27 protein-coding genes are annotated in these 26678 nt (G+C 67.7%); 7 read left to right on the top strand and 20 right to left on the bottom strand.

The features are described 5' to 3' along the window. Positions 1-148 precede the first annotated feature (148 nt). Positions 149-1045 (bottom strand): TauD/TfdA dioxygenase family protein, encoded by an 897-nt coding sequence (locus QOZ89_RS21825; RefSeq protein WP_083419994.1) that lies wholly within the window; start codon positions 1043-1045, stop codon positions 149-151. Positions 1046-1380: 335 nt separating this feature from the next. On the opposite strand from QOZ89_RS21825, the gene QOZ89_RS21830 reads away from it, so the two are divergent. After that, positions 1381-2055: a GntR family transcriptional regulator gene (locus QOZ89_RS21830; protein WP_312624870.1), complete on the top strand. Its 675-nt coding sequence runs from the start codon at positions 1381-1383 to the stop codon at positions 2053-2055. A 76-nt stretch (positions 2056-2131) separates the two neighbouring features. Here the strand turns inward: QOZ89_RS21830 and QOZ89_RS47485 are convergent, their stop codons facing one another. Further along, the gene (locus tag QOZ89_RS47485; RefSeq protein WP_397428819.1) at positions 2132-2437 is read right to left on the bottom strand and encodes a thiolase C-terminal domain-containing protein; all 306 of its coding nucleotides are present in this window, start codon (positions 2435-2437) and stop codon (positions 2132-2134) included. A 78-nt stretch (positions 2438-2515) separates the two neighbouring features. On the opposite strand from QOZ89_RS47485, the gene QOZ89_RS21835 reads away from it, so the two are divergent. Then, the gene (locus QOZ89_RS21835; RefSeq protein ID WP_071053860.1) at positions 2516-3400 is read left to right on the top strand and encodes a beta-keto acid cleavage family enzyme; all 885 of its coding nucleotides are present in this window, start codon (positions 2516-2518) and stop codon (positions 3398-3400) included. After that, a complete protein-coding gene (locus QOZ89_RS21840; RefSeq protein WP_071053859.1) occupies positions 3400-4368 on the top strand; it encodes an alpha/beta hydrolase in 969 nt (322 codons plus the stop codon). Before QOZ89_RS21835 ends, QOZ89_RS21840 begins: the two co-directional genes overlap by 1 nt. Positions 4369-4487: 119 nt before the next feature. On the opposite strand, the gene QOZ89_RS21845 is transcribed toward QOZ89_RS21840, so the two are convergent. Then, complete coding sequence (locus tag QOZ89_RS21845) at positions 4488-5693, bottom strand: CaiB/BaiF CoA transferase family protein (RefSeq protein WP_071053858.1); 1206 nt, start codon at positions 5691-5693, stop codon at positions 4488-4490. Between the two features lie 34 nt (positions 5694-5727). After that, positions 5728-6630, bottom strand: coding sequence for a carboxymuconolactone decarboxylase family protein (locus tag QOZ89_RS21850; RefSeq protein ID WP_071053857.1), 903 nt, complete (start codon positions 6628-6630; stop codon positions 5728-5730). Between the two features lie 197 nt (positions 6631-6827). Between QOZ89_RS21850 and QOZ89_RS21855 the strand changes: the two genes are divergently transcribed. After that, entirely contained in the window at positions 6828-7565 is a 738-nt protein-coding gene (locus QOZ89_RS21855) for an SDR family NAD(P)-dependent oxidoreductase (protein WP_071053856.1), read from the top strand. A gap of 17 nt (positions 7566-7582) precedes the next feature. On the opposite strand, the gene QOZ89_RS21860 is transcribed toward QOZ89_RS21855, so the two are convergent. From QOZ89_RS21860 to QOZ89_RS21920, 13 genes are all read right to left on the bottom strand, one after another. Next, entirely contained in the window at positions 7583-9262 is a 1680-nt protein-coding gene (locus QOZ89_RS21860) for an FAD-dependent oxidoreductase (protein ID WP_312624875.1), read from the bottom strand. A gap of 200 nt (positions 9263-9462) precedes the next feature. Further along, positions 9463-10374, bottom strand: a complete 912-nt coding sequence (locus QOZ89_RS21865; RefSeq protein ID WP_071053914.1) for an NAD-dependent epimerase/dehydratase family protein — start codon at positions 10372-10374, stop codon at positions 9463-9465. Between the two features lie 301 nt (positions 10375-10675). Further along, positions 10676-11944: an ABC transporter substrate-binding protein gene (locus QOZ89_RS21870; RefSeq protein WP_131804221.1), complete on the bottom strand. Its 1269-nt coding sequence runs from the start codon at positions 11942-11944 to the stop codon at positions 10676-10678. Positions 11945-12231: 287 nt separating this feature from the next. Further along, entirely contained in the window at positions 12232-13524 is a 1293-nt protein-coding gene (locus tag QOZ89_RS21875; RefSeq protein WP_083419991.1) for an ABC transporter substrate-binding protein, read from the bottom strand. A gap of 82 nt (positions 13525-13606) precedes the next feature. Beyond that, complete coding sequence (locus QOZ89_RS21880; RefSeq protein ID WP_157910627.1) at positions 13607-13762, bottom strand: hypothetical protein; 156 nt, start codon at positions 13760-13762, stop codon at positions 13607-13609. A 372-nt stretch (positions 13763-14134) separates the two neighbouring features. Continuing rightward, on the bottom strand, positions 14135-14983 hold the full coding sequence (locus QOZ89_RS21885; RefSeq protein ID WP_071053853.1) for a cupin domain-containing protein: 849 nt from the start codon (positions 14981-14983) through the stop codon (positions 14135-14137). Between the two features lie 15 nt (positions 14984-14998). Further along, positions 14999-15772 carry an SDR family NAD(P)-dependent oxidoreductase gene (locus QOZ89_RS21890; protein ID WP_241842382.1) on the bottom strand — a complete coding sequence of 258 codons (774 nt, stop codon included), beginning with the start codon at positions 15770-15772 and terminating at the stop codon, positions 14999-15001. A gap of 32 nt (positions 15773-15804) precedes the next feature. Then, positions 15805-16608, bottom strand: a complete 804-nt coding sequence (locus tag QOZ89_RS21895; RefSeq protein ID WP_071053851.1) for a TauD/TfdA dioxygenase family protein — start codon at positions 16606-16608, stop codon at positions 15805-15807. Between the two features lie 64 nt (positions 16609-16672). Continuing rightward, positions 16673-17446: an SDR family NAD(P)-dependent oxidoreductase gene (locus QOZ89_RS21900; RefSeq protein WP_312624883.1), complete on the bottom strand. Its 774-nt coding sequence runs from the start codon at positions 17444-17446 to the stop codon at positions 16673-16675. Between the two features lie 24 nt (positions 17447-17470). Next, entirely contained in the window at positions 17471-17707 is a 237-nt protein-coding gene (locus QOZ89_RS21905) for a hypothetical protein (protein ID WP_131804220.1), read from the bottom strand. 96 nt (positions 17708-17803) lie between these two features. Further along, positions 17804-18325 carry a nuclear transport factor 2 family protein gene (locus QOZ89_RS21910; RefSeq protein ID WP_071053848.1) on the bottom strand — a complete coding sequence of 174 codons (522 nt, stop codon included), beginning with the start codon at positions 18323-18325 and terminating at the stop codon, positions 17804-17806. After that, positions 18322-19101, bottom strand: coding sequence for an alpha/beta fold hydrolase (locus tag QOZ89_RS21915; protein ID WP_071053847.1), 780 nt, complete (start codon positions 19099-19101; stop codon positions 18322-18324). The genes QOZ89_RS21910 and QOZ89_RS21915 overlap by 4 nt, the downstream gene beginning before the upstream one ends. 154 nt (positions 19102-19255) lie before the next feature. Then, positions 19256-20539, bottom strand: coding sequence for an amidohydrolase family protein (locus QOZ89_RS21920; RefSeq protein ID WP_312624887.1), 1284 nt, complete (start codon positions 20537-20539; stop codon positions 19256-19258). Positions 20540-20650: 111 nt separating this feature from the next. Here QOZ89_RS21920 and QOZ89_RS21925 point away from each other — a divergent pair, with 111 nt between their 5' ends. Continuing rightward, positions 20651-21826, top strand: a complete 1176-nt coding sequence (locus tag QOZ89_RS21925; protein WP_241842381.1) for a sulfotransferase family protein — start codon at positions 20651-20653, stop codon at positions 21824-21826. Positions 21827-21894: 68 nt separating this feature from the next. On the opposite strand, the gene QOZ89_RS21930 is transcribed toward QOZ89_RS21925, so the two are convergent. Next, a complete protein-coding gene (locus tag QOZ89_RS21930; protein WP_157910626.1) occupies positions 21895-22227 on the bottom strand; it encodes a hypothetical protein in 333 nt (110 codons plus the stop codon). A gap of 65 nt (positions 22228-22292) precedes the next feature. Here QOZ89_RS21930 and QOZ89_RS21935 point away from each other — a divergent pair, with 65 nt between their 5' ends. Continuing rightward, a complete protein-coding gene (locus tag QOZ89_RS21935) occupies positions 22293-23210 on the top strand; it encodes an NAD-dependent epimerase/dehydratase family protein (protein WP_157910625.1) in 918 nt (305 codons plus the stop codon). 171 nt (positions 23211-23381) lie between these two features. Here the strand turns inward: QOZ89_RS21935 and QOZ89_RS21940 are convergent, their stop codons facing one another. Continuing rightward, positions 23382-24884 (bottom strand): aldehyde dehydrogenase family protein, encoded by a 1503-nt coding sequence (locus QOZ89_RS21940; protein ID WP_312624891.1) that lies wholly within the window; start codon positions 24882-24884, stop codon positions 23382-23384. A 292-nt stretch (positions 24885-25176) separates the two neighbouring features. On the opposite strand from QOZ89_RS21940, the gene QOZ89_RS21945 reads away from it, so the two are divergent. Beyond that, on the top strand, positions 25177-25416 hold the full coding sequence (locus QOZ89_RS21945; protein ID WP_131804219.1) for a hypothetical protein: 240 nt from the start codon (positions 25177-25179) through the stop codon (positions 25414-25416). A 31-nt stretch (positions 25417-25447) separates the two neighbouring features. On the opposite strand, the gene QOZ89_RS21950 is transcribed toward QOZ89_RS21945, so the two are convergent. Then, on the bottom strand, positions 25448-26584 hold the full coding sequence (locus tag QOZ89_RS21950; RefSeq protein ID WP_083419989.1) for an acyl-CoA dehydrogenase family protein: 1137 nt from the start codon (positions 26582-26584) through the stop codon (positions 25448-25450). Between the last annotated feature and the right edge of the window lie 94 nt (positions 26585-26678).

Genomic DNA, 26678 nt, shown 5'->3' on the forward strand with positions numbered 1-26678 from the left:
CCGTCGGCCTGCAGGGCACCGGTGACGACATCGCCGCTGCCCTACAGGTAGCTCGTCTCCGAAGAGGCCTCGTTCATCATCGGCCAGACCTACGGCGTCAACGGCGGCGCCATACCGTGATGCCCGCGGGCTCGGTGCGGGAGCGCTGTCAGCGAGGACCGACGGGGCGTTCGCCGGCGAGCACCACGCGCTGCATGACCCTTGCCGCGTCGTAGTCGGGCACGGCGTAGTGCTGCACGGAACGGTTATCCCAGAGCGCCAAGGCGTTGTCCGTCCAGTGCCAGCGCATCGTGAAGTCCGGCGACTTCACGTGCTCGAACAGCAGCGCCAGGATCGCTGCGCTCTCGGCCAGGCTGAGCTCGACGATCCGGGTAGTCCACCCCTCGTTCACGAAGAGGGCCGTGCGCCCGGTGTCAGGATGCACCCTGACGACGGGATGGGTGAACTCGAAGGCGTTGTCGGGCGACCGTTCGGCCCGCACCATCGCGGCGAGACCCATGCGCGCAATGACCGGCTCGACGGAGTGCACGGCAGTGAGGCCGTCGAGCAACTCGCGCAGCGGTGCCGACAGAGCGTCGTAGGCGGCGTGCATGCTTCCCCAGCAGGTGTCCCCGCCCGTGGGCGGCACGCTGATTGCCCGAAGCGCCGTGAGCCCGGGCGGATGCTCGACGTAGGTGGTGTCGCTGTGCCACACCGCCGTGCCGCGCTTGGTGGCCTGCATGTTCCCTTCGCCGATCGGGTCCATCGTCCTGTCGCCACCGAGCGGCTCGGGGATGGGCGTGCCGAAGTTCACGACGAACGCGCGCATCTGTTCGCGGGTCAGGTCCTGCCCGCGGAAGAACACGACGCCGTGGTCGAGCAACGCTTGGCGAATCGCCTGGACCGCGTCGGGTGCGAGCGGCTCGCGCAGATCGACACCGCCGATCAGGGCGCCCACCGCGGGTGTGACCGGCTCCACATCGATCGTCGTTGTCGCCATCTCGCCTCCTCCGCGACCCGGCTGCAGCCAGGCCCCACGGGTGTATACACTCACCCGCAGGAGCATAGGCCGTCCGGTTCGGAAGGGGGAACGGTTTCGTGGTGGACATGGTCATCTCGGCTCAGGTCCGGCGGACGAATCCCTGGTGATCGATCCGGACCTCGACCATGTCGGCATCGTCGTGCCGAATCTGGAGCACGCCCACAAACTGCTGGCGGCTGGCGGGGCGATGCCCGACTGAGATCGTCGGGGTCGGTGCCGACCGGGGAGATGCCGAAGACGTTCAGCTGCCACGTCCTGAACGGCCTGCGTTTCGAGCTCCTCGAACAACGACCTCCAGAGAGCAGGACCACGACATGACACCGCCGCCTCGCGGCAACGGCGCTGGGACACGCAGCAACGTGCAGGACCTCGTCCAAGCCGTGCGGAACCGGATCATCAGCGGCGAGCTCGAGCCTGGCCGACGGCTCGCCGAAGAATGGCTGGGCGCGGAGTTCGGGGTCTCGCGCATTCCGGTACGAGAGGCCATCAGAGAACTGGCCGCCGAGGGATTCGTCCGGTCCGAGCGCTACGGCGGCACGTTCGTCGCCAAGCTCGATTCCCAGGCGGCCCATGACCTGCTCGACGCGCGGGCAGCCCTCGAGCCGTTGGCAGCGGCCCAGGCCGCCATTCGGTGCTCCCCCGAAAATCTCGCCCTCTTGAAGCAGATCCTCGACGAAGCCGAGGGGGCTAGCCAGGAGGGGCGATACGACGACGCTCGCAGGTTCAAGGGTCGCTTCGCGGAGCAGCTCGCCGTGGCGTCGGGGAACGAGACGTTGATCGCCCTCATGCGAACCGTCCGGTGGAAGATCGAGTGGGCGACGTCCATCGATGCCATCGCCAAGAGCGCCGAGGACAAACGACAGGAGCGCCGCAAGACCCTGCACGAGATCGTCGACGCGATCGCTGCCCGCGATCCGAGTCGGGCTACTGCTGCCGTTTTGGCGAACATCGATGGCGCCTACGTCGCCTTCGGATGGCGGCGCGTCGTCGACACCCGCTATCGGGAGCCATCGACACCCACCCGGCGGAATTGAAGACCGAGAGGCGGCGCCGCTGAGGCGCACGTCCCCCGACATAAGGTTCGCCGGCGGCATTAGTGAGGTGCGTTGGTCAGCAGGAATGCCTGGGCGAGCGGGCCACCCCCGCCGCTGACCTAGCCGACCTCGCGCTGGGCATCTGGCGGTCGCCGGCCCAGAAGCGAAGCTGCTGGCACACCTCGTGAAGGTGGCCGAAGCCTACGTAGCGACCCTCGGAGAGTTGCCCGCCCGACGCGTTGAGCGGCAGTTCACCCTCAATGACAGCCGTCCGCGGCCGGCGCGGGACGTGATGAGGAGCTGGCCGGTGGCCCCCACCGGTCCAGAAGGCCCGGCTGAGCTCGTCGACGGTGGGCGCCGGACGGACGACGGGGCCGGTCATCTCCGGTGTATACAACTAAGCGACCGGTCGGGGCGACGCGACGGCCGGCCGTGCCGAGTCCGAGCATAGGGGTTGGGTGTGGCGAAGCAGAAGCTGATCATCGAAGTGCGGGCCAACGAGTACCAGACCCGGGACAAGAGCCCGCACGTGCCGTACGGGCCCGAGGAGATCGCCGAGACGGCGCTCGAGTGCTGGCGGGCGGGGGCGTCGATCGTGCACTTTCACGCCACGGAGCCAGCGACCGGAGCGCCGTCAATCGCGGTGGAGCGCTACGGCGAGGTGGTACGGCGAATCAGGGAGGAGAGCGACCTCATCACGTTCCCGACGCTCGGTGCGGACATCATCCAGAGCACGGGGCGGGTCGGCCACATCGTCCAGCTGGCGAAGGACCCGGCGACCAGGCCGGACTGCGTCCCGATCGACATGCTCACATGCAACGTCGATCTCTACGACGTGGAGCGGAAGGAGTTCGGCAGCCTGGACCGGGTGTACTCGAACACGACGGGAGCGCTCATCGACATCTGCCAGCAGGTGCGAGCGGTCGGCGTGAAGCCCGTGCCAATGCTGTGGAACGTCGCCGCCCTGCGCCTGACCGAGGCGTTCCTCGAGATGGGTGTGTACGAGCAGCCGTTGCTGGCCGAACTGCCGGTGTACGCCGACAGGTTCCGAGGGCTGGGACACCCGGCGACGATCAAGGGCCTGTACTCGCTGCTCGACTTCTTCCCGCCCGGGGCGGACTGGCACTGGCTCGTCAGCGTGATCGGCTGCAACGCGTTTCCGGTGCTGGCGGGGGCAATCGAGGCGGGCGGTCACGTCGTCATCGGCGTGGCCGACTACCCGTACCCGGAGTTAGGCTTCCCGACCAACGCCGAGCTAGTTACCCGTGTGGTCGAGATGGCCAAAAACATGGGACGCGAGGTCGCCACCGCCGCTGAGGTCCGCGAGCTGCTGGACATGCACTGATGGCCGCCCGGTCGTACGAGGTGATCGTCGACGTCAGCGCCCGCGTCGACCTCGATGGGGCGCTGCGGACCGCAGCCACGGTGTGGCTGCCCGAGCGTGTCGACGGGCCGCTGACCGTCCTCGTCGCCTACCCCGGTGGGGGTTACAGCCGCGGATACTACGACATCGATCTCCTGCCCGGCTACAGCGAGGCCGAGTACCACGCAGCGCAAGGCTTCGCGTTCGTCGCCTGTGACCATCTCGGCGCGGGTGACAGCACGGCTTGCGACCCCTTCGACCTGACCTTCGAGCGCCTCGCCGCGGCAGACGACGCCACGGCATCGAGCGTCGTCGACCGTCTGCGGAACGGCACGCTGGCCGACGGCGTACCGCCCGTCGCGGTCGAACGGGTGATCGGTTTGGGGCAATCGATGGGGGGATGTCTCCTCACCGTGCAGCAGGCCCGTCACCGCACCTTCGACGCCGTCGGGTTCCTCGGTTGGAGCGGCATCGGCTCGAACTTCCCGGCGCCCGACGGCAGCCGGTTGACGGTCCCCGCCCCGCCCCGCGGCGCTGACCTCCGAGAGTTCGCCGAACGGGCCCTCGGCGCCGTGGCCCAGAACCTCGCGCTCATCCGCTACTGCTTCCACGCCGCCGACGAAGAAGCGGAGCTCGTCGAGGCCGACCTCGGCTCGCCGGCTGATGCCCTGCCACGCTGGCGCTCCGCGGCCAGGCCGGCAGCCGCGGCCTCGATGATGGCGCCCGGCGTGGTCGCCGACGATGCGGCCGCCATCGACGTGCCGGTCCTGATCGCTTGCGGCGACATCGACGTGGTGCCCGACCCGTGGGCGGAGCCCACCGCGTACCGAGGCTCCCGTGACGTCTCGGTGTGCGTCGTGCCGCGGATGTGCCACATGCACAACTTCGCCCGCACCCGCGAGGTGCTCTGGGACCGCGTTGCCGCCTTCGCCCGGGCCGTGCGGACGTAGGAGGGAGTCGCGCCGGCCGCGGGAGAAGTGCACCGTCAGGGCCCTTCGAGCCGAAGCGGCCGGCGCCTACACCGACTAACGCCACGTGCGCACCACGTCCCGAAGCGGTCGTAACCACGTCAGAGCACGGCGCCAGCCTCCTTCATGGCGAGGATGTCGTCCCATGAGTACCCGCAGGCAAGGAGGATCTCCTCGGTGTGCTGCCCGTGTTCGGGGGCCCGCCGAACGGGGCCAAGGGTCCCTCCGTCGAACTGGGCGGGCGAGGCCACAGCGCGCAGCGGCGGGCCAGACGCGTCGCCGGGCGTGATGTAGCCGTTGGCGAGTACCTGGGGGTCGTCGAGGACCTCCTCCGGCGACTGGTGGGCATCCCACACGCCGGTGAAACCAGCGAGCCGCTCGCGCCACTCGTCGAGGGTCCGTGACCCGAACTCGGCGTCGAGCAGCTCGACGAGCTCGCGGGCGTTCGTCATGCGACCGTGGAAGTCGACGAACCGTGGATCCTCAACGAGGTCCGGGCGCCCGATGTGGTTGCAGAAACTCGGCCAATGCGGGTCGGGCTGGAGCACGACGAGGGCGATCCACCGTCCGTCGCTCGTGCGGTAGCTGTTCACCAGCGGATTGCGCGTGTCGAAGCGATCGCGCCGGTGGATCGCCACGCCGTCGGGACCGGGGTTGGCGTGTGTCATGAGCACGGTCGCGTTCATCCATACGGCGCTGGCGAGGAGCGACATGTCGACCAGCGAGGGCTTGCCGGTGCGCTCGCGCTTGAACAGCGCCGCCGCCACGGCACCCGCCATGCTCAGGCCACCGACGCAGTCGCCGATGCCGCCGGGTGGCGGGATGGGGGCGGTCGCGTCCGGCGGGGTGAGGAACGCGGCAAATCCGCCACGGGCCCATGCGGCGGCGGCGTCGTAGCCGGGCGTCTCCGCGTCCGACCCGCGGGGGCCGTACCCGCTCGCCCGCACGTACACGATCGACGGGTTCGCGGCGCGGATGTTCTCGAGGTCGACGCGAAGGCGGCCTCGAGGTCCCGGCAGGAGGCTGGTCACGAACACGTCGGCGTCGGCCACCAAGCGCAGCAACGCCTCGTGGCCGAGGGGCGTTGACAGGTCGATGGCAACGCTGCGCTTGCCTCGGTTGGCGAGCTCGATGGTCGGGTTCACCGGGCCGGCGTGGAAGAAGCCCCGGTAGGGGTCACCGCCGTTCGTGGTCGGCTCGACCTTCACGACGTCGGCCCCCCAGTCGGCGAGCGCGACTCCACACGATGGCCCGAACAGCCAGGAGGCCACCTCGACCACCTTCACTCCGTCGAGTAGGTCGTACATCAGTTCCCTCCTGGAAGAGCCCGGCGTCCAGTAGTCACTTGGCCGCCAGGCCCCACTGGCGCAATACGTCCTTGGCGACGTTCCCCGCGTTGTGGGAGCCGGAGACACCGCCGTACATGCCGACGTGGGCGATCGCCTCGTGGATCTCGTCGGCGGGGATACCCAGGTTCAGCGCGTTGTTGACATGGATGTGGAGCTGGTCGTTCTCGACCACGACCTGGAGCACTGCCATGGTGATGAAGCTGCGCGTGCGTAGGTCGAGGCCGGCGCGGCCCCAGAGCTCGCCATAGCCGTACTGGGCACCGATCATGGCCAGGTCCCCCTCGACCTCGCCACGCGTGGAGCTGATCTGGGCCAGTGGGCCGGGCAACGGGACGAGCGGCGGGGCGTCGGGGCCGAGACCGACCCGGTTCACGCCGAGCGCGGCGGCCACGCGCGCCATCGCCGCCCGGCGGTCCTGGTGGTCCATCTGGGCCTTCGGTTCGACGGTGGCGCCGTCGCCGGGGGCCAGAATGCCGCGATGCACGAACACGGCGGTGGCGACGTCGGCCGCGTTCTCCACCGCGGGCAGCCCGCAGTAGCAACCGGCCTGGAGAAACGTCTCATGGATCTCGTTCGGGGTGATGCCGAGGTTCAGTGCGATGTTCACGTGACGGTATAGCTGCTTGTACATGCCGCGGGTGGCCTGTAGAGCGGCGAGGGTGATGAAGCTCCGCGTACGCAGATCGAGGCCGGGACGGGCCCAAAACTCGCCATACTCGATCATCTGTACACCAGCGATCTCGGCCTCGATCGGCAGCGTCGATCCGGCCCGGGGTGATGGCGTCCCCGCCCACGGCGGAAGCGGGGGCGCATCCGGCTCGGTGCCCATGCGATCCACCGCGAGCTCCCGAACGATTCGCTCGTAGGCGGCCTCGCGCTCGGCCTGGGTCATCATGTCGAAACCTCCGAAGAAAGCGTCCAACGTCGGGACCAGCCGACGATCTCGGTCAAGCCCCGGTCGGCACGCACTCGACAGCGTGACGGTGGGACATAGAGAATGGTCGTCATGGCAACAGTCTTGCCAATAGTTGTGGCAAGAGTCCTGCCGATAGCCATGCAACAGTCTTGAGTCAGGGGAGGCACGACGTGGGCATGCTCGACGGCAAGGTCGCAGTGATCACGGGCGCTGGGCAGGGCATCGGCAAGGCTTCCGCCGAGGTGTGCGTGAGGGAGGGCGCGAAGGTGCTTGCGGTCGACATCAGCGGAGCCGAGGACGACGTCGCAGCCAAGCTCGGGGACGCGGTGGTCCCGTTCCACGCGGACGTCTCCGTCGAGGGCGACATCGCCGCGATGTTCGGCGCCGCGCGCGACGCGTTCGGCGGGATCGACGGCCTCATGAACGTAGCCGCCGTGCATGGCGGCCGACGAGGTGAGTTCCTGAGCCTGGAAGAGTACGACGCCGTGACGCCGCTGAACCTTCGAGGCCTGGTGCTCAGCATGAAGTACGGCATCGAAGCCATGCTCGAGAGCGGTGGCGGCGCCATCGTCAATGTCTCTTCGGCCGCCTCGCTCGGCGTACAGGAACGGGTGGCGGCCATGTACCAGGCGACGAAGTCCGCCATGAACACCCTGACCAAGGCGGTCGCTGTCGAGTACGGCAAGCAGGGCATCCGCGCGAACGTCATCGCCCCGGGCTTCACGCAAACCGACTTCTACGGGTCCGCAAAACCGGAGATCGTGGACTACATGGCCAGCAAAGCAGCGCTCGGCCGGGGAGGTGAAAGTCGAGAGCAGGCCGAGGTTGCCGCTTTCCTCCTCTCCGAACGAGCGTCCTTCGTGACCGGTGTGGTGATCCCGGTCGACGGTGGGTGGACGGCTCGGCTCGCCTGAGCCTGGCCGGTACGTCATCACCGGGATCGTGACGCGACCTGGGCGGCGTGCTTCATCCCGATGTAGGCGAAGACGAAGCTGGCGGCGATGCTGGCGCCGGCACCCGGATAGGCGTGGCCCATGACCGTCGCCGTGCAGTTGCCCGTGGCATAGAGACCCGCTATGGGCCGCTGCTCGGTGTCCAGCACGCGTGCGAACTCGTCGCTTAGCAGGCCACCACTGGTGCCCACGTCACCGGGGTACAGCGCGACGGCATGGAACGGCGGCTTCTCGACCGGACCGAGTGCTGGGTTCGGCTTGTGCAGAGCGTCGCCCATGTATCGCTCGTATGCACCCTCGCCCCGGTGGAAGTCGGGGTCGACGCCCTGGCGGGCGGAGCCGTTGAACCGATCGACGGTGGCGGACAGCCGGACCGGATCGATGCCGCACTGCCGTGCGAGCTCCTCGATCGTATCCGCTCGCTTCATGTACCCACTCGAGATCCACTCGTCGGGCGTCTTCGGCTGGAACGAGAATAGGTAACGCGAGCGGTTCCGGCCGTCCATGATGAGCCAGCTCGGGACGGCCTTCCCGTCAGTCGACTCATTCCGCGCGTACATCTGGCGGCCCGCCTCCATGTACGACAACGCTTCGTTGAAATAGCGGTCACCGGTCTGGTCAACGATGATTGAGCCAGGCTTGCTCCGCTCGCCGACGTGCGGCGCCGGCCGCCCGTCCGGCATGACCGAGGCCGGAATCCACCAGGCGTCGTCCATCAGATCGGACGCCGCCCCGTACTGGATCGCCGCCTCGATGACCTCACCCGTGTCGCCAGGGCTGGCCACGGTCCACGTGCCGGAGTTGGGCTGCATGGAGTACCGCTGGCGCATCTCGGCGCTTTGGGCGAACCCACCGGAGCTCAGCAACACAGCGTGGTTGGCGCGGATGCGGATGTCGCGGCCGCACCGCTTGGCCACTACGCCAGTGACGCGGCCGTTCTCGACGACGAGGTCGACCAGCGGGGTCTCCGTCCAGATCGACACCTCGTGCTCGATGGCGATCTTCAGTGCCTGAGCCACGAGCGCAGCGCCGTTCGCGAGCCGGGACTCGCCCTTCAACTTCCCCGCGGCCGTCCGCGCCGCCACCTTGGCGGCGGTCGTCACCGCCCTGGGCGAACGCTTGATGGTCTGAAGCGCGGCGGACTCACCGGTGAACACGACGACCCCGAGCGAGGCCGCAATGCCGGGACGCAGCTTCGCAAGCCAGGGGCCAAGCTCGTTGCCGTCGGTGACCGTCGGTTCGATGGACCGGCCGCGCGAGCTATAGCCCACGACGCCACGCATCTCGGCGTAGTAATCGCTGTACCCCTCGCACCTGCGGAAGGACATGCCAAGGTCCTGCAGGAAGCGGATCATGTTGACGCCTTCATTGATGTAGGCGGCGCGGCGCTCCTTCGACGACGCCGGCCTCACCTCGCCGACGACACTGTCGAAGTACGCCATGGCTTCATCGAACGAATCAGGCACGCCTTCGGCCCGCATCAGAGGGTTGTTCGGCAGCCACAGCACACCGCCCGACATCGCCGTCGACCCACCGATGAGCGGCTCCTTCTCGATGACAAGGGTCGCGAGCCCGTGCACCGCCGCGGTAACGGCGCCGCACAACCCCCCACCGGATCCGACGACTACGACATCCGTGGCATACTCCCAATCAGGCACAGGATCTCCTTCCGGTAGGCGACGGCATCAGGAACAATTGTGTTCCCGATGAAGCTGATACCCGCAACCTCGCACGCGACGCGGGGGTGACGATTACGGAGGGCATTTCATCATCGATAGGAAACGCGGGAGCGCCGTCATCCTGATGGTTCCACGCACGTCCAGGGCGACCGGGACTGACAGTGCGTAACCGACCGCTGTCAGGCGCTGATGATGCCGAGCCTCGCGAAGGTGTCGCGCACTCCGTCCTTCCAGCGCAGGGAGCATTTGCCAATGAGCTGCTCTCGGCGAGTGTTGTCGGAGATGGTGCCGTCGAAGTGGAACTCGCCCCGGGCGAACTTCGCTTCGACACCGGTGAGTTCGGCGATGTGCGCGCACATCTCAGGATCAGAGACCGGTTCGTCGCCGGCCCAGTTCACGATCGTCGCCGGGACCGACGCCACCTCGAGCAGCAGATGGGCCTGATCGCCGATGTCCGTACCGCTGATTGGCGAGCATATGTTGTCGAAGTCGATCGGTGCCGGGACGGGCTTGCCCTCCGCGAGCATGCGATAGAAGCGAACGGGCATGCCGCCGTGGCCCGTCCAGCTGAAGCCAGTGTTCATGCGGGCGATGGTCGTCGGCAGATCGAGCATTCGAGCCGTGGCGCGCGCGGTTGCCTCGGACGCGAGCTTGATCACGGGGTAGGCGGGCAGGTAAGGCGCGTATCCGCCGAGCGCGTCCGTCTCGGCGTACGCATGGTGCGGATGATCCTGGTGCTTGCTGTACACGGCGAAACTCGACACGTGGAGGAATGCCTCGGCCTTGCCGCAGTGCTGCATCAGCAAGGCCACGGCCTCGGCGTTGTTCGTGATCGACGTGTCGTAGCCGGGGTCGACGTTGAGCGCGGAATGAACCACGTGCGTGAAGTCGTCGGGCATCGTCGAGAAGTCGCCGGACCCCATGTCCCACATGCACGTCTTGATACCCATGGCCTCGAGCTCCGCCCTACGGGCCGGGTTGCTGAACCGCGCCGCGCACCAGACCTCGTTGTTCTGGGCGAAGTTCTCGGCGATCGGGCCGGCGATCTGTCCCGTCGCTCCGGTCACCAAGATTTTCTTACCCTCCGGCATGATCCACACCTCGGTCTCGATTGCGCCCGGTCCGGTATCACCCCACCAGCGGTAGCTCCCGGCGCTTGGACCGGTATCGATCGCGCACAGACCGAGCCTCCCATGCCCCAGCCCCGGGTCTGCGAGAACCCGTCGGGCGCCGGCGAGCGCTGCCGCTGCTCGTCAATTCGGTTCGTAGCAACGGCAGCGACAGCGCCCGCCAGTTCGCCCGACGAGATGCTCGCTCGGACCTCCGGAGCGAAACCTTTAGGGAGCGGCATCCGTCAAGTTCTCTTGTGTGACCGCCGCCCGGGATCTCGGGTCAGTTCCCGATCGTCGTGTTGCTGAAGGGGGTGTAGCTCTCGGGGAAGCCATCTGCGCCGAGCGTGCCGATGAGCGCACCGCGGACGCACAGCGCCGGGTTCCCCGGCACCGCCTTGCCGTTGCATCGGAACCTCAGGCCGCCGCCAACCGGCAGCCTCGTCTCCTTCATGGACTTGAGGGTGGTGATGATGTTGGCGGGGGTGGCCTCACCCTTCATGCCCACGAGTCCGGCGTTGGCGGCGGCCATGGTCGCGAAGACGCTGATTGCCACCGGCTCGGCGCGGTTGAACGTGCCGGCGTTGTAGTGGTCGGCCACCGCCCGATAGAGCTTCATGTCTGAGTCGTCCTTGATCTCGAAAGGTCCGGTGCTGACCACCTTCATGCCCTTGAGGAAGCTGCCGGGCACCGATTTCCGGGTGGCGTCGGAAATGCACGGGCCGACCGGTGCGACCGTGCCCTTGAACCCGGCAGCCAGGAGGCCGTTGAAGGCGGCGATGCAGAAACTGTCGTACCCCGCCACCTGCACCACCCCGTCCGGGTTGTCACGGACGATCTGAACTGCCTGCGGGGCCATGTCGGGCGTGCCCAACGGGACCCGGACCACGTTGAGCACGACACCCGCATCCTTGTACCGCTCAAGCGTGCTGGGGCTCCCGTAGATTTCCGTGGCGGCAGGGACGTCGAGCACGATCGCGTCGACGCGCTTGGTCTTCCGCTCCTTCGCCGCGGCCGCCGGGAAGTCGATGAATGCCAAGGGGTTGCTGACCATGAACGTCGAGTCGGGATCCTCCATGAGCGTCGGGGTGGCGGATCCGTACAGCACCACCGGGATCTTGGCTTTGTGCAGAATCGGCCAGAACTGCGTCACGTTGGCGGAGCCGCCGAGCACCACGAGCGCAACATTCTCACTGAGGTACGTGTTGGCGCATTCGAGCGCCTTGCCGGGGTCGAAGTCGCTCTCGCAGGTGACCAGCTCGATGGGGTGCCCACCGAAGCCGCCCTTGCGCTCGTTCAGCCATTTCGCCGTGGCCTTGGCGATCGACGGCACGAAGCTGTTGTCGATCCCGGGACTGCGGCCCTCGCCGAACACGCCGACCTTGATGGGCGTGCCGGTGGCGGGGTTCATCGGGCCGAGAATGGCCTCGTCGCTGGTGGCGCCCGGTGGCGCCTCCGTGCCACCGCCGCCGCCGCTCCCACAGCCGGCGGCTAAGAGCAGTGCAACCAGCGCTGCTGCTAACCACATCCGGCGGACCTTGGTTGCTTTCACGGACCGACCTCCTACACTTGGTCAGACAAAGGAACGTCGGGCAGATCTCCTTCGAACGGATCGACGCGGACGCGCGTGTCATGACGCTCGAGATCCGCCAACTGTCGGAGGTGCGCCGGTACTCGGCGTGGTCGCGGCCGTAGCCGAAGAACCCGACCCGGCACGTTATCGTTATTCGTGCCGGACGTACTCACCCGCCCACCCGAGCATCAGGCGCCGAATTCACGCCGCCGAGACCAAGAATGAATGCTGCGACGTGTTCCACGTTGCCTCCGATCGCGCCCGGCTCAGTCGGGGATCGGCGTGTTGCCCACGACTTTGTAGGCCGTGGGCCGGCTGTCCGGCCCGAGGGTGATCATCAGCGTTCCTCGTGAGCACGCCGCCGGCGTGAGCGCGACGGCCTTGCCGTTACAGCGGAACTCGAGGCCACCGCCGGCGAGGAGGGGCATCTGTGGCGCGGACTTCAGCGCCCTCACAATGGACTCACTCGTCACCTCCCCGGAGAAATCCTCGAGCACGAGGGCCAATGCCGTGATTGTGTTGAAGGTGGCGAGCCCGTCGGTCTGCGACAGGTCGACGTGGCCGGATGCGAACTTTTCCGCGACCGCCTTGAACAGCTGAATGCCCTTGTCATCGTCGTCGCCGACCGGCGTCGTCGCCGACATGACGAGGCCCTCGAGCTGCGTGGCCGGGATCGCCTTGCGGACGGCGTCGGTGATGCCCTCGCTGAGAGACGTCACGGGCGTGTCGATGCCCAGCGCGCCGAGCGCTCGCAACACCCCGATGACGAACGCCGAGTTGCCGATGATCGAGATCACACCCGGTTCCTGCCCGAGCTGGGAGATCACGGGTACGAAGTCGGCGGTACCTGGCGGCACCGCGACGAAGCCGAAATCGGTGATCCCCCGCTCGGCGAAGAGGTTCTTCGCGATGGTCTTGTAGAAGGTCACGGCGGCCGGGACGTCGACGACGATCGTCCGCACCTTCGTCACATGGTCCGCCTTGGCGACCGCGGACGGCACCTCGACCTGGATCGCTATGCTCGACACCAGCGAGAACGTCGACGCCGTGTCCGTGAGCGCGCCCGCGTCCGTCGCGCCGTACAACAGCAGCGGCACGCCCGCATCGTGGAGCGGCTGCCACACCGCACCGTCGTTCGCAAGCTGTCCGCCGACGACCACGGTGACGTCCTTCTGGATCATCTGCGTGGCACATTCGCCGGACTTGGCGACGTCACCGCCGGCGTCGCAGATGGTCAGCTCGATCTTGTGCCCGGCAAGTCCGCCCCGGTACTCGTTGAGCCACTTGACCGTCGCCTTGGACATGAGCAGCTCGTTGCTGTGGTCGACCGCCGCACTTCCCGCACCGTCGGTGATGAACCCAATGGAGATCGGCGCCTTGGTCGCGGGCCTGGGGGTACCGAGCAAGCGATCGCCGGCCTCCGCCGTGGTGCCGGTGACGTCGTTCCCGCTGGCGGCGTCGCTGCCGCACCCCGCCACGAGCAATGCGGCCGCCAGGAGCAGCGCGACAGCGGCACATCGCCGGCTCGTGCGGGTGATCGCTGTCCGTCCCGGAGCCATCACGTCACTTCCCCCTTGTGGTCCACGTCATACGGGCGTGGAGCACAAGGATTGGTCCTGTCTCAATATGTGTCAAGTATTATTATGATTTAAAGTTTAGGTGACGTTCCGCCGCCGCGGCGTCACGGAACTCCGCTGCCTGCTCCGTCGTCGGCCCGATCGCCGGCGCCTCCGCGGGCACCACCGGGAGCGCGGTCGCGATCCGCAGCTCCACCGGGTCGCGACCGTGGCCGCTCACGGCGTCCGCATGCGGCGAACCGCATCGAGGAGTCCTCGTCCTGCGTAGAGCGCTTCCCCAGAGGATCCACGCTCGGACGGGTAGCTTGCCTACCCATGCCGTCACCGGGGCATGGGTAGGCGTGGCAGGCTGGCGCCGACCGCAGCGCGTGCCCGAGGACGACGCCGACGCCGCTGCGGGGTGGGTGCGGGCGGCACGAGTCTGTGCGGGTGGACAGCGGCGGTGACAAGCTCACCGACCGCGTGCCGGTCCATCCGCGGCTACCGCCGAACAGGCCGTTTCTGCGCCGGAAAGGGGGGTGGGCTGTGTCCCTGACGCCCCTCCCGTCACGACGGCGACGCGGCCCATCCGGCCCCTTCTGGTTGTTCGGCGTCAGCGGGCGAGCGCGGCCGCGGTGCGGGCGAGGTCGAGCAGGTGGACACCGCCGGCGCCGACGGTGATGCTCGGCACCTTCGCCTCGGGCTCGACTAGGAGCATGTCGTTGGTGGCGAACTCGACGTCGCCGACGGTCATCGAGCCGTCGAGCACCAGCGTCGCCCGCCAGTCGGGGACGGCCACCGCGGGGAGTTCGGCGCCGGCCACCAGCCGGCGGTCGAAGACGATCCCCCGCTCGGGATCGTCGGGCTCGCCCAGGTCGAAGTGGGCATCGCCGTTGAGGCGGCCCTTCGTGAGGCCCGGAGTCCCGTCGATCGGCACGATCTGCCGTTTGCCATTCTCGACCAGGCGCGGTGGGCGTGAGACGAACTCGATCGAGTCGAGGCCCTTGAGGTAACGCAGCGTGGGATGGTCGCGGTACTCCGCGCCGTAGCCGCCAGGCGAGAGGATGTCACGGGCGAAGATCTCGAGCAGCTCGCAGCCCTTCGGCCCGTTGAGCAGCAGCCCATACTCGACCCCGGGTTCGGCGATGAGCACGTCGCCCGGCCCCATCCACCAGTCGCCCATGAGAAGGCTGCCGTCGAGCACGACCACCGCGGTCCAGCAGTCGTGCCAGTGCAGCGGCCAGACCTGATTGGGCGCCATGCGGATGTCGGGGATGAGCATGCGCCACTCGTCGGCCGGGCGGCCGAGGAAGAAGGCCTGGCTCCAGAGGGCGCCACCCGGCTGGTCCGAGTCGCGCACGGCGCCGCCGGGGCCGTCCTTGCCGCCCGGCTCGAGCCGGGAGCGGACCACCCCGGGCGCCACCGGCTCGGCGAGGTTGTTGGTGAACACGATGGGGGGCATCGGCGACTCCTCTTCCTAGGGCAGCTGTGCCGACCAGCCGCCGTCAACGGGGATGACCGCGCCGGTCACGAACGAGGCGCGGTCGGAGGCGAGGAAGGCGGCCACCTCGCCCTGCTCCCGACACTCGCCGGGCCGGCCCAGCGCCGACTTGCGCTTCAGCGCTTCGATCGCGTCGGACTTCACGTCGCGAACCAGCTCCGTGAGGGTGAAGCCAGGGGCGACAACGTTGGCGCGGATACCCTGGCGTCCGTACTCGACAGCGATGGCCTTGGTGAGGGCGTGCACGCCGGCCTTCGCCGCCATATAGGCCGCCGGGGCCATGCTCTCGACGTTGATGCCACCGACCGACGAGAAGTTGACGATCGAACCACCGCCGCCGCGCAGCATGGCCTCGATGCCGTGCTGGCATGCAAGAAGCACCGCGCGGAGGTTCACCGGCATCATGAGGTCGTACTCCTCGGCGCTGAGGTAGGACGACTGACCCCCGCGGCCGCCGATGGTGCCGGCCACGTTCACGAGCGCGTCGACGCGGCCGAACGCCTCCTCGGCGGCCGCGACCATGGCAACGATGTCCTCTTCCTTGGTCAGGTCGGCGTGGCAGGGCACGACCGACCCGCCGAGCGCGGCCGCGGTGTCCTTCTCGGCCCCGCTGATGTCAACCCCCAGCACCTGAGCGCCTTCGCGGACGAACACCTCGGCGGTGGCCTTGCCAATGCCTCGGCCCACCCCCGTGATGATCGTGGTCTTGCCGTCGAGCAGACCCATCAGTTCCCTCTTCCCAAACGTCATCGACAACTCTCGACGCGGGCGCAACGGCGCCGTCAGGCAACGGGCACGTCGCCTTCGACGGTCCGCCTGCGCATGCGACGGGTGCCGACGAAGTCGGCGACGCCCCGGTGCTGCGTGACGCGCTCCTCCCACACGGCGATCACGCCCGGGCGCCACTTCAGGCGCACGTGGAACTCGGGCGTATTCACGTGCTCGTAGAGATGGCGGAGCACCAGCTCGCTCTCGCTGTCACCCATGCCGACGATTCGCTCGGTGTAGTTGGCGTTGACGTAAAGCATCCGGCGACCGGTCACCGGGTCGCGCAGGACGGCCGGATGGACGGCGCCGGCCGGTTTCTTGATGAACGGGAGCCGGAACGTGCTGTGCAGCACCTCGGCGCCGTCGAGCAGCCGCTGGTAGCGCGAGGAGAGCGCCTCCCAAGCGGCGTACATGCTCGACCACATCGTGTCGCCACCAGCCTCGGGCACCTCGACCGCCGTCAGGAGCGCCGCCTGGGGCGGGCGCTCCAGCGCACTGCCATCGGTGTGCCACACATTGGTCCGGTACTCCCCCATGGGTGTGGTCGCGTTGTCCAGCACGCCGGTGCTGTTGTCCTTCTGGAAGGCGTACGCCGCTTCGGGCCTGCCGAACACCTCGCCGAAGGACTGCAACTCGTCAGCCTCAATCGCTCGGCCTAAGTCGAAAAACAGCACGCCGTGTTCGTGCAGCGCGGAGTTCAGCGCGTCGGCGATCGGGGTCTGCGGTTTCACCCCCAGCTCCACACCGTGGACGCGCGCGCCGATATTGCCGCTCACGCGTTCGAAGGCGACGGATCCTGCCAGGCCAGTCACGGTCATAGGAGTCCCCTCTGCATCGATCCCGATGGGTGTATACAACTCTGCGGGCTGCGTGCGCGCCGCGTCAACCGGCGCTCGTGCGTCCGCCGTCGACGACGAGGTTCGTTCCGGTGATGAACGACGCCTCGTCGCTCAGAAGGAACCGAATGGCGCGCCCGACGTCCCACGGATCACCGACGCGCCCGAGCGGCACGAGCTTCGCGGTGTCCCCCACCGTCCCGCCGCTCGAGGCGAGACCTTCGCGGAGCAGCGGCGTGTCGATGGTGCCAGGCGTGGCGACGTTGACCCGGATTCCGTCTTCCGCGAGCCCACGCGCCATGGCGCGAGCGAGGCCGACCAGGCCCGCCTTCGACGTGAGATACGCGGGATCACGCCACGTCGACCCGTCGAAGGTGCTCGCCGACGACGTCACGACGATGGCGGATCCTGGATTCGCGCGCTTCAGGGCCGGGATGAGCAGCCGGATGAGCACCGCTGCGCCGCGGAGATTGACGCCCATGACGCGGTCCCAAGCTCCTGACGCGACCTCATGGGGGCCCTCTGCCCACGCGTTGATGCCGGCGCAGTAGGCCAACGCGCCAACCCCGCCCAGCGCCGCGACACTCGCGGTGGCGGCCACTTCGACGGCCTTGTCATCCACCAGGTCGACAACCTGGACGTCGGTCGAGACACCGAACCGATCGCGGCACTCGCTTGCCGTTTCGTGCGCAGCGTCGCCCTGGATGTCCCACACCGCGACGGGCCGACCGTGCTCCGCCAACGCCAGACAGGTTCCCCGCCCGATACCGGTGGCGCCGCCGGCTACGATCACCGGGGTCTTCGGGCCCAACAGCTCCATGCGTCGCTCCTCGCGAGGCCGCGGTCAGTGCCGCTGGTAGAGGACCTGCGGCGTGATACCGGGCAGGTCCGTACTCGAGACGAGCGTCAGCCCGCCGTCGACGACGAGCGTCTGGCCGGTCACCCAGCCCAGCGCGAACAGGGCAAGCACGGCCTCGGCGATGTCCTCCACGCCCTGGCGCTGGAGCGCCTCGGTGACGGCGGCGCCCATCCCTGACGCTCCTCCCGCCACGAGCGCCGTGGTCCCTGTGAGCTCGAGCACGTTCCCTCCTTCAACGCAGCCGGCAGCGAAGCCGGCTGCGTTGTATACAATTAGTCGAGGGTCAGCCGACAACCGAGTCGCGCGTGGTTCAAGGGGTCACGGGTGGGGCTGCTGCACTGTTGTCCTGAGGACCAATGGCCGCTGGTACGACGGATCGGTGGTGTCGCGGCGGCTGGGCGCGTCGGCACGCCCACTCATGTCGACGGCAGGCGGTTCGGTGATCGAATCCACGATGGTGAGGCGCGCCGCGATGCGCCACTCGCCGCCGCGGCGCTCGAACCGATCGACGTACCGCCCGCTGACGGAGATCACGGCACCAGAGAGATCCCGGCGTATGACCAGGTAGTACGTCTCGCCATGGGCAGTGTCGCCGTCCAGCTCGACGTTGTGCGTCGTGATGTGGTTCTGGGTGGTGACGACCCTGGCCAGGTTGCCGAACACCCAGCCGGCGAGATCGCGTCCCAGGCCAACGAACCCTCCGTGATCGTCGATGGCGTCGGCGTGGTAGCAGGAGGCGACCAGCTCAGCGTCGCCGCGGTCGATTCCCCTGGCGTAGCGGTGCACGCAATGAGCGATGGCCTGCCGATCGAGCAGCTGCTGAAGCGCGTCGCCACTCATGAACGCTCGCCCGACGCGCGATCAGGATGCCTCCGAGCTGGTCCGACCGAGGCCCGGTGCAGCAGGTCGGCCGACTCGATCGGGTGCGTGATCATGGCGTCGTGCGGACCGGCGACGGTCACGACCTGCACCGACGGGTTCACGGCAGCAGCCGCTCGAGCGCGCTCGTGCGAGAGCTTCATGCCAGGATCCGTGTGCGGTGAGGCGGTGCAGATCACGGCGAGCACCGGCACGTCGAGAGGTCCACTCAGCCGGACCGGCTGCGTGAGCGTGGCCGGCGGCTGCGGTGTCAGCCTCGCCGCGACCCACGCAAGGTCGTCCGGATCAGTGATGCCCATCATCTGTGCCGTCAGCGTCCCGGCCGCGAGCAGCGGTGCCGACTTCTCGTCGGCGACGTTGGCGAGCACGCCGGCCGTCGCCTCCTCGCCACCGATCAGGAAGCCAACTGTCTCGCCGTCCTCCGGCCACAGCGCGTCGAAGTACACGAGGCGGCCGACCCGGTCCCGGGCGCGGTCGGCCACGCCGGTGATCACGGCGCCGGCGTAGCTGTGGCCGACGAGGTTGACGTCGTGGAGATCCTCCCACTCGAGCACGCCGATCACGTCGGCGATGTGGGTCTCGAGATCGATGTCGGGCCGGAGGAGGTGCGCTCGCTCGCCCAGCCCGGTGAGGGTGGGCGTGTACACCTCATGGCCGAGTTTGCGCAGGCGGTCGGCCATTCGCTTCCAGCACCAGCCGCCGTGGAAGCCCCCGTGCACGAACAAGAACGTTGCCATCGTTCCCCTTAAGTCGGACCTGGCCAATGGCTGTCCCCCGCGGCTGTCTCGACGCGCCAGGTCCGTGGAGCGCCGGTTCCGGGTAGGTGCTCCACGGCCGAGCGCACGGCGAGTCGGTCGTACTAAGGTCGCCGCGGCCGCGGGGCAGGGGCCGTCATCCCGTCGACTTGGTCTCGGCTAGCTCGTGGGTGAAGTGGGCGAGCGAGCGGCCACGACCCTCCTTCACGCCGTGCGACACGGTCGAGATGTCGTGGCCCTCGGCCTCCTTGCGGAGCGCGCCCACAGTGCACCGTTCGCGGGGCCGGATCGAGTACGGGTCGAACGCGAACAGCCGCATGGTGTTCTCGTGGGTGACCTTGTTGATCTGGGCGTCGGTGAGGTTGCGCATGGCGTCAGCCACGAGCTCGGGAGACTCGGGCCACGTGCTGTCCGAGTGCGGGTAGTCGCACTCCCAGGTCACCATGTCCTCGTTGAGGCGGTCGATGTTGTTGGCACCAAAGTCGTCGACCACGAAGCATGTGATCACGTGCTCGAGGAAGATCTCGCTCGGGAGCCTGCCCCCGAGGTTCGGGCGCGTCCACGCATGGTGACGTTTGTAGACGTAGTCGGCGCGCTCGAGGAAGTAAGGGATCCAGCCGATGCCACCCTCCGCCAGAGCGATCTTCAAGTTCTTGAACTTCTGGAAGATCGGTGACCACACGAGGTCCGCGGCGGTGGGGTAGAGCTTGATCGCCGAGCAGGTGATCTCGACGTTGATCGGCGCGTCCGGGGAGGTGACGACGTCGATCTTCCCCGAGCCGATGTGCATCGTGACGACGGTCTCGGTGTCCTGGCAGGCGGCCCAGAACGGGTCCCAGTGATCGGTGTGCAGGGAGGGGAGGCCCAGGCCGTAGGGGTTCATCGAGAACGAGACGGCGTGCGACCCCTTGGCCGCCGTACGGTGGATCTCTTCGGCCATGAGGTGGGGGTCCCACACCGGGGGGATGGTGAGGGGAATGAACCGGTCGGGGTAGGAGCCGACCCAGTAGTCGAGGTGCCAGTCGTTGTATGCCCGGACCACCGCGAGCGCCAGTTCCGGGTCCTGGTCAGCACGGCTCCCGAAGAACTGCCCGCAGAAGCGGGGCATGGTCGGAAAGCACAGCGAGGCGAGCACGCCGTTGGCGCTCATGTCCTTGACCCGCTCGTGCACGTCGTAACAGCCACGGCGGATCTCGGCGAAGGTCGCCGGCTCGAGCCCGTACTCCTCCGGCGGTCGTCCGGCGACCGCGTTCAGGCCGGCGTTGCGGGCTTCGCCCTTGCCGAAGATCCACTTTTCGCTGGTCTCGTCCGACACCACGCGAGGTGCCCGGTCGGCGAACTTCTTCGGGATGAAGTCGTCGAACAGGTTCGGCGGCTCGACGGTGTGGTCGTCGACGCTCATCAGGATCATGTCGTTCATCCGCATTGGTCGTCCCCTCTCAGGAGCCAGTTGATGAGTGTATACACGACTGGTGGTGATGTATACACCCGTTGGTAGGGTGGGGATCTCGATGGCGAAGGAGGCGATGCCGTGACGCCGCGACAAGCCGACGGTGGCGGCGCCGTGCGAGTCGCCGAGCTGCTGGACGCCGCTCGCGCGGCCACCAGCCTCGATTACTTCGGCGAGGACTCGTTCCGCGAGGGCCTCGAGATTCTGGTCGACGCCCTCGACGTCGAGGCCGACCTCAACGAGCGGGGGCGCCAGACGGCTGAACGCATGATCGTCGGCTCGCTGACCATGCGCCTGCGCATCGAGGAGTGCTACCGCGAGCATCCGGAGATCGACGACCAAGAGGTGCCGGCGCCGGTGTTCCAACTCGGCCTGCCGCGCACGGGGACGACTGCCCTCGCGCACCTTCTCGCCCAGGACCCGGCGATCCGCTTCCTGCGCTGGTGGGAGTCGAGTGCTCCGGCGCCGCCGCCCGACCCGGCGCGGACCGGCGACCCGCGCATCGCCCAGGCCGAGGCGTTCTTCGCTCGGCAGGACGAGATGCTGCCGAAGATGCGGGCGATGCTCCCGCTGTCGGCCGAGGGCCCGGCCGAGTGCCTGCCCCTCCTCGGCCTAGGTTTCACGTCGCAGCTCTTCGACGGTGGCCACAAGGTGCCGAGCTACAGCCGCTGGCTGCTTCAGGCCGACCTGGAGCCCGCGTACCGCTACCACAAGCGCGTCCTCAAGCTCCTCCAGTGGAGGACGCCGCCGAACCGGTGGCGGCTGCGCACTCCTGGCCACATGGTGGGGATCGAGGCGCTAGACAAGGTGTATCCCGACGCCCAGTTCGTGATGACCCACCGGGACGTATCGAGCGTGGTCCCGTCCCTCGCGGACCTACACACCACGCTCGCCGCCGGCCACACAGACCACCCGGACCCGAGGTACTTTGGCGTCATCTCCACGGAGGTGTGGGCAACGGCGCTCGAGCGGACGATCGCCTTCCGGGACAACGGCCGCGAGAACCGGTTCCACGACCTCGGATTCCGGGAGCTCCAGCGGGACCCCGTGGGTGCGGTGCGCGAACTGTACACCTCGCTCGGCGAGCCCCTCGCGCCCGCCGTCGAGGAGCGCATGGCGCGATGGTGGACCGAGAACCCTCGCGACCGCTACGGCAACCACACCTACACGGCTGAGGACTTCGGGCTCAGCGTCGGCGGGCTACGGGAGCGCTTCGCCTTCTACGCCGACCGCTTCGACGTTCCGCTCGACCGCTGACGGGTCGAGTTACCCACGGTGGCGGGCCGAGGTGTTGCGCGTCCAGTAGCGCGGGACGTCGAGGAAGGTCAGAAGGCCAGCCGGCGCAGCGCAGACGGCAGGGATCGCGTTGACGCGGGCTCGAGGAAAGGGACGAGGTCGGCGACCGCTTCGTCTTCTCGGCCGATGGCGTCGCCGAAATACGTGAGGCAGTCGGCCCCGAGCTCGAGCAGTTCGTCCCAGCTTCCGGTCGCCCTGACCCCCGCGGGAGCGGCCCCGACGAGCTCGCCGGAGTCCTGTCCTACCTTGCTCGGCGTGCTCACGAAGTGCCCGACGAGTTCGAGGTCGGGAGTATCCAGGATCGCTCGCAGCGCAAGCGCCCCGACGTTCCCGGTGCCGCAGTGCACGACTCGATACCTCACGCTCCACCTCGCCTCACGCCTTGGTTTGAGCCTTGTATACCCTAATGAAGCACTTGGAGGGACCGTTGCTGTCAGGTGAGAAGATCCTCGTCACCGGGGTCACGGGGAGCGTGGCTGGGCCCCTAGCACGCTTCCTCGCCAATGAGAACGAAGTATGGGGACTCGCTCGCTTCCGCGACAGCGAGCGGCGCGAGCACCTCGAACAGGCGGGCATCATGACCTGCGCCGGCGACGTCTCTTCGGGTGGCTTCGAGGGCGTGCCGGACGACTTCACCTATGTGCTCCATCTTGCCTGGGCGCGCGGCGACTTCTCCCGGCTGCACGACGTGTTACGCGTCAACGTGGAAGGCACCGGTCTTCTGTTGCAGCACTGCCGCAAGGCAAAGGCCGCCTTGGTGATGTCGAGCACGGCGGTGTATTCCACCAATTCCGATCCGTGGCACGCCTTTACCGAGGACGATCCGGTGGGTAATGGGGCAGCGGGCCACACCGCGTCGACCAGTCCTGCGTCGAAGCTCGGCCAGGAGTCGGTGGCCCGGTTCTGCGCGCTCGCGTTCGAACTGCCCGTTGTCATTGCCCGGCTCAACACGTTCACCGGCATCCCGCGGTCGCTGCCCGGCCTCTACGTCGCGAGCGTCCTCGGTGATCGGCCCGTCGTCCTGCCCGGTGATCCGTTCCCCCACTCGCCGATCGACGTCGAGGACATGAAGGCCCAGCTCGAGCCGCTCCTCGACGCCGCGTCGACACCGGCGCTGACCGTCAACTGGTGCGGGGACGACGTGATCACGGCCAGGGAGTGGATCGCGCTTGCGGCGGAGTGGGCGGGCACGGACCCGCGGGTCACCGTGGAGGAGACCCAGGGGGGCGTGACCGGGAACGTCTCGGATGCGGCCCGCCGGCAGGCGATCACCGGACCCTGCACGCGCTCGGCGGCCGACTCGTATCGAACCCTCTACGAATCGATGATGAGGTCGGCACACTGAGCGAAACTCGGCGGCCAGCGAGCGCCAGGAGTTTCTGGGGCCGCCGAGGTTGTAGAAGCGGATCGCACCTTCGGCCAGGACGCGGCGCTCCGTATCCTCGGACATTTCCAATGAACGAACGCGCCCAGGAGCGCCGGGGAACCTTCTTGACCGGAAAATGGAGTTACTGACTCAGGCGCCGATAGGTGCGCCGGGCACCATATAAGCGACGATCTTCGTCTCGGTATATTCCTCGATGCCTTCGACACCCCAAGCGCGGCCGAGGCCGCTCGACTTGTAACCGCCGAAGGGAATGTCCCCATCGACGTAGCGGCCGCCATTGATGCCGACTGTACCGCTGCGGAACCGAGCGGCGAGCTTGATCGCGCGCTCGATATTTCCGGACGATACCTCACCCGAAAGCCCGTATTCGCTGTCATTGGCGATGCGCACAGCGTCATCCTCATCCTCGTAAGGTATGACGACAAGGACAGGTCCGAAGATCTCCTCTCGCGCGATAGTCATGTCGTTGGTCACATCGGCAAAGCATGTGGGCTCGATGAAGAAACCCCGCTTCGCCGCACTGATCCGTCCGCCGGCGATCAGCGTCGCGCCCTCCTGTATGCCGATATCGATATGCGCCTTGATGCGTTCCATCTGCCGCCGCGAGATGACCGGGCCCATGAGATCCTGGGGGTCTTCGTAATGGCCCCATTTGCCGTCATAGGCCGCATAGGTCGATTTCAGGACTTCGATCGCTTCGGCATAGCGGTTCCTGGGCACAAGCAAACGCGTGCGTGTCGTACAGCCCTGGCCCGAATGGCCCACAAGGACGGACGAAGCCACCTCGTGTGTGAAATCCTCCGCGTCGTCAAGGATGATCTTAGCGGACTTCCCGCCGAGTTCGAGAAGCACACGCTTCAGCGTCGATGCCCCCTTTTCCATGATCCGCTTTCCGACCGCCGAAGAGCCGGTGAAGGTGATGAGATCGACGCGGGGATCAATGACCAGCAGTTCGCCCAAGGCAGGATCGCTGCCAGTCACGACGTTCAACACGCCAGCCGGAAAGCCCGCCTCGATGGCCATCTCGCCCCAGATCGCCCCGAGAGCAGGCGTGTCGGGGGCGGGCTTCAGCACGACCGTGCAGCCCGCCAGCAAGGCCGAAACGGTCTTTTCGATGTTGACGTAGAAGGGGACGTTGAACGGCGTGATTGCACCAACCACACCTGCCGCCTCGCGCACCTTGATGCGGTGGCTGATGCGTCCTTCCGGGCCACGCTTGCCGCGATCTTCCATCCAGTTCACCTTGGCGAACGCGTCGATGAGGTCCTTGTAGCCCGCAAGTGCCTGGAGGGTCTGGATATATTTGGCCATGAAGATGGTCGATCCAGCTTCGTCGCGGGCAAGCTGAATCAAGCGGTCCGTATTTGCGCAGAACAGATCGTAGAGTTTCGTCACCAGTTCCAGGCGCTTGGCATGATCGGTTGACCAATCGGTGGTGTCAAAGGCCCGGCGGGCAGCCGAGATGGCATCGCTGACATCCTCGGCAGATGCATCGGCGGCCTTGCCTACGATCTCTCCGGTCCAAGGGCTAATATTGTCATAGGTACGGCCCCCGGCGGCGCCTCGCAGTTCACCATCGATATAGAGACTCGTTTCGCCAGTGGTGAGCTTCGGCTCGGCAACCGTCGCCATATTCTCGTCCTTTCCCAACAGATCTGCGGCGTTGTCTCCAGCCTCCCACACTCCGAAACAGGGAGACTGGCTCTGATCCCAACAAGGCGCCCGGCACCGCCCGCGGCGCTTCGGCGGACCGATGTCCGAACCGATGGCGGGTCATCAGATACCACCTTGTTTGTGATACCAACCCGGGCAGCAGTGTATACAACTTTGGCGGTGTACACAACCAACAGCCGAGAAGGAGCTGGTGGGGCCGTCGCGACCTAGCCAGGCGGCGTTGACGAACGTCATCCCGAGGATCGCGAGGGTGATCTGGAGTCCGTCCGACGGCGGCACGTTCGGCTTCGTCGTTGAACGCCATCTGGTGCTCGAGCGTGAACCCTTGGCGCCCGTGGCGCTCGTCCCAGGTGATACCGGCGAACCCCGCCTCGCGCCGCAGTCGTTGGAACGCACGCGCCTCGACCCAGTACTCGGGCTCCTGCTGCGTATGAGTGAGCGCTCGCGGCGCGTGTTCGGCGAGCCAAACCCGGCCCGGTGCCGGAAATGATCGAGATCGACGTCCGTTGGATCCACCGGCATCAGCTCGCGACCCCCACCACATCGCACAACCGGTCGGCGTGCCACGCCGGCGGGCCGTACAGCATCCGGTTCGACTGCACCCGCCTGAGGAAGAGGTGCGAGTCGTCCTCCCATGTCATCGCGATGCCGCCGTGTACCTGCATGCACGCCTCGACGACGTGCGGGCACCGAGTCCCGACGAACACCTTCGCCACGTGTACCACGCGCACCACATCGGCGGCGTCGGTCGCCACTGCCCGCACCGCTGCCCACGTGGCAGCCTGCGCTGCCTCCAGGAACGTCACCGCCTCGGCGAGGCGATGCTTCACGGCCTGGAACGAACCGATCGGCCGCCCGAAGGCGATCCGCTCCTTGGCGTACGCCGCGGTCTTGTCGAGCATGCGTGCCGTCGCCCCGACCGACTCCGCGCACTGCAGCGCGATCGCCAGGCGCGACTGGCGGGCGACATCCACGGCCGCGTCGCGTCGCTGGCCCAGCACGGCGCCGGCGCTCACCTCGACGTCGGCGAACCGGATGTCGGCGAGGCGGCGCCCGAGGTCCATCGTCTCCAGCGGTGTGACGATGACGCCCGGGGCGTCGGTCGGCACGAGGAGCTGGATCGTGCCGCCGTCGTCGCGCCGGCACGTCACCAGCAGGTGGGTGGCGTTCTGGCCATCCTGCACCCACCGCTTCGTGCCGGAGATGACGTAGCCGTCCCCGCGCGAGGTCGCGACGGTGCGCACGTCGCGCTCGTCCCAGCATCCCGGCCCGTCCGCGACGGCCCACGTCGCCACGGCGGTTCCGTCGACGAGCGACGGCAGCAGCGCCTCCCGCTGCGCCTCCGACCCGACACGGGTGACGGCATCGGCCACCACATTGACGGCGAGGAATGGCCCAGGGTGCAACATCCGGCCCAGCTCCTCGGCCACGATCGCCGCCGCGACCACGCCGTCACCGCTCATGCCGGCGCCCCCGTGCACCTCCGGCACGAGCATGCCGAGCCACCCGAGCGACGCCGCTTCCTCCCACAGCTTCGGGTCGAAACCCGACGCGGTGGACGCCACCTCCCGCACCCGCGGCAATGGCGAGCGGGACTCGAGAAACGCCCTCGTCGCGTCCCTGAGCATGCGCTCTTCCTGCGTCACCTCGACGTCCACCGCACTCCCCTCGCACCGTGGATCGGTACCATATATTACAATGATCTATTATTATCAGCATCTGGCGCGGTGGTCGACCGATCGGGGCGCGACG

Source organism: Pseudofrankia coriaricola, from assembly GCF_032027725.1.
In the GTDB taxonomy this organism is placed as follows: Bacteria; Actinomycetota; Actinomycetes; order Frankiales; family Frankiaceae; genus Pseudofrankia.

Excerpts from the sequence above, each read along its gene's own strand:
- QOZ89_RS21825 (WP_083419994.1), bottom strand. The coding sequence starts at position 1,045 with ATGCTCCTGCGGGTGAGTGTATACACCCGTGGGGCCTGGCTGCAGCCG.
- QOZ89_RS47485 (WP_397428819.1), bottom strand. The coding sequence starts at position 2,437 with ATGACCGGCCCCGTCGTCCGTCCGGCGCCCACCGTCGACGAGCTCAGC.
- QOZ89_RS21840 (WP_071053859.1), top strand. The coding sequence starts at position 3,400 with ATGGCCGCCCGGTCGTACGAGGTGATCGTCGACGTCAGCGCCCGCGTC.
- QOZ89_RS21845 (WP_071053858.1), bottom strand. The coding sequence starts at position 5,693 with ATGTACGACCTACTCGACGGAGTGAAGGTGGTCGAGGTGGCCTCCTGG.
- QOZ89_RS21850 (WP_071053857.1), bottom strand. The coding sequence starts at position 6,630 with ATGATGACCCAGGCCGAGCGCGAGGCCGCCTACGAGCGAATCGTTCGG.
- QOZ89_RS21855 (WP_071053856.1), top strand. The coding sequence starts at position 6,828 with ATGCTCGACGGCAAGGTCGCAGTGATCACGGGCGCTGGGCAGGGCATC.
- QOZ89_RS21865 (WP_071053914.1), bottom strand. The coding sequence starts at position 10,374 with ATGCCGGAGGGTAAGAAAATCTTGGTGACCGGAGCGACGGGACAGATC.
- QOZ89_RS21875 (WP_083419991.1), bottom strand. The coding sequence starts at position 13,524 with ATGGCTCCGGGACGGACAGCGATCACCCGCACGAGCCGGCGATGTGCC.
- QOZ89_RS21885 (WP_071053853.1), bottom strand. The coding sequence starts at position 14,983 with ATGCCCCCCATCGTGTTCACCAACAACCTCGCCGAGCCGGTGGCGCCC.
- QOZ89_RS21890 (WP_241842382.1), bottom strand. The coding sequence starts at position 15,772 with ATGACGTTTGGGAAGAGGGAACTGATGGGTCTGCTCGACGGCAAGACC.
- QOZ89_RS21895 (WP_071053851.1), bottom strand. The coding sequence starts at position 16,608 with ATGACCGTGACTGGCCTGGCAGGATCCGTCGCCTTCGAACGCGTGAGC.
- QOZ89_RS21900 (WP_312624883.1), bottom strand. The coding sequence starts at position 17,446 with ATGGAGCTGTTGGGCCCGAAGACCCCGGTGATCGTAGCCGGCGGCGCC.
- QOZ89_RS21910 (WP_071053848.1), bottom strand. The coding sequence starts at position 18,325 with ATGAGTGGCGACGCGCTTCAGCAGCTGCTCGATCGGCAGGCCATCGCT.
- QOZ89_RS21915 (WP_071053847.1), bottom strand. The coding sequence starts at position 19,101 with ATGGCAACGTTCTTGTTCGTGCACGGGGGCTTCCACGGCGGCTGGTGC.
- QOZ89_RS21920 (WP_312624887.1), bottom strand. The coding sequence starts at position 20,539 with ATGAACGACATGATCCTGATGAGCGTCGACGACCACACCGTCGAGCCG.
- QOZ89_RS21940 (WP_312624891.1), bottom strand. The coding sequence starts at position 24,884 with ATGGCGACGGTTGCCGAGCCGAAGCTCACCACTGGCGAAACGAGTCTC.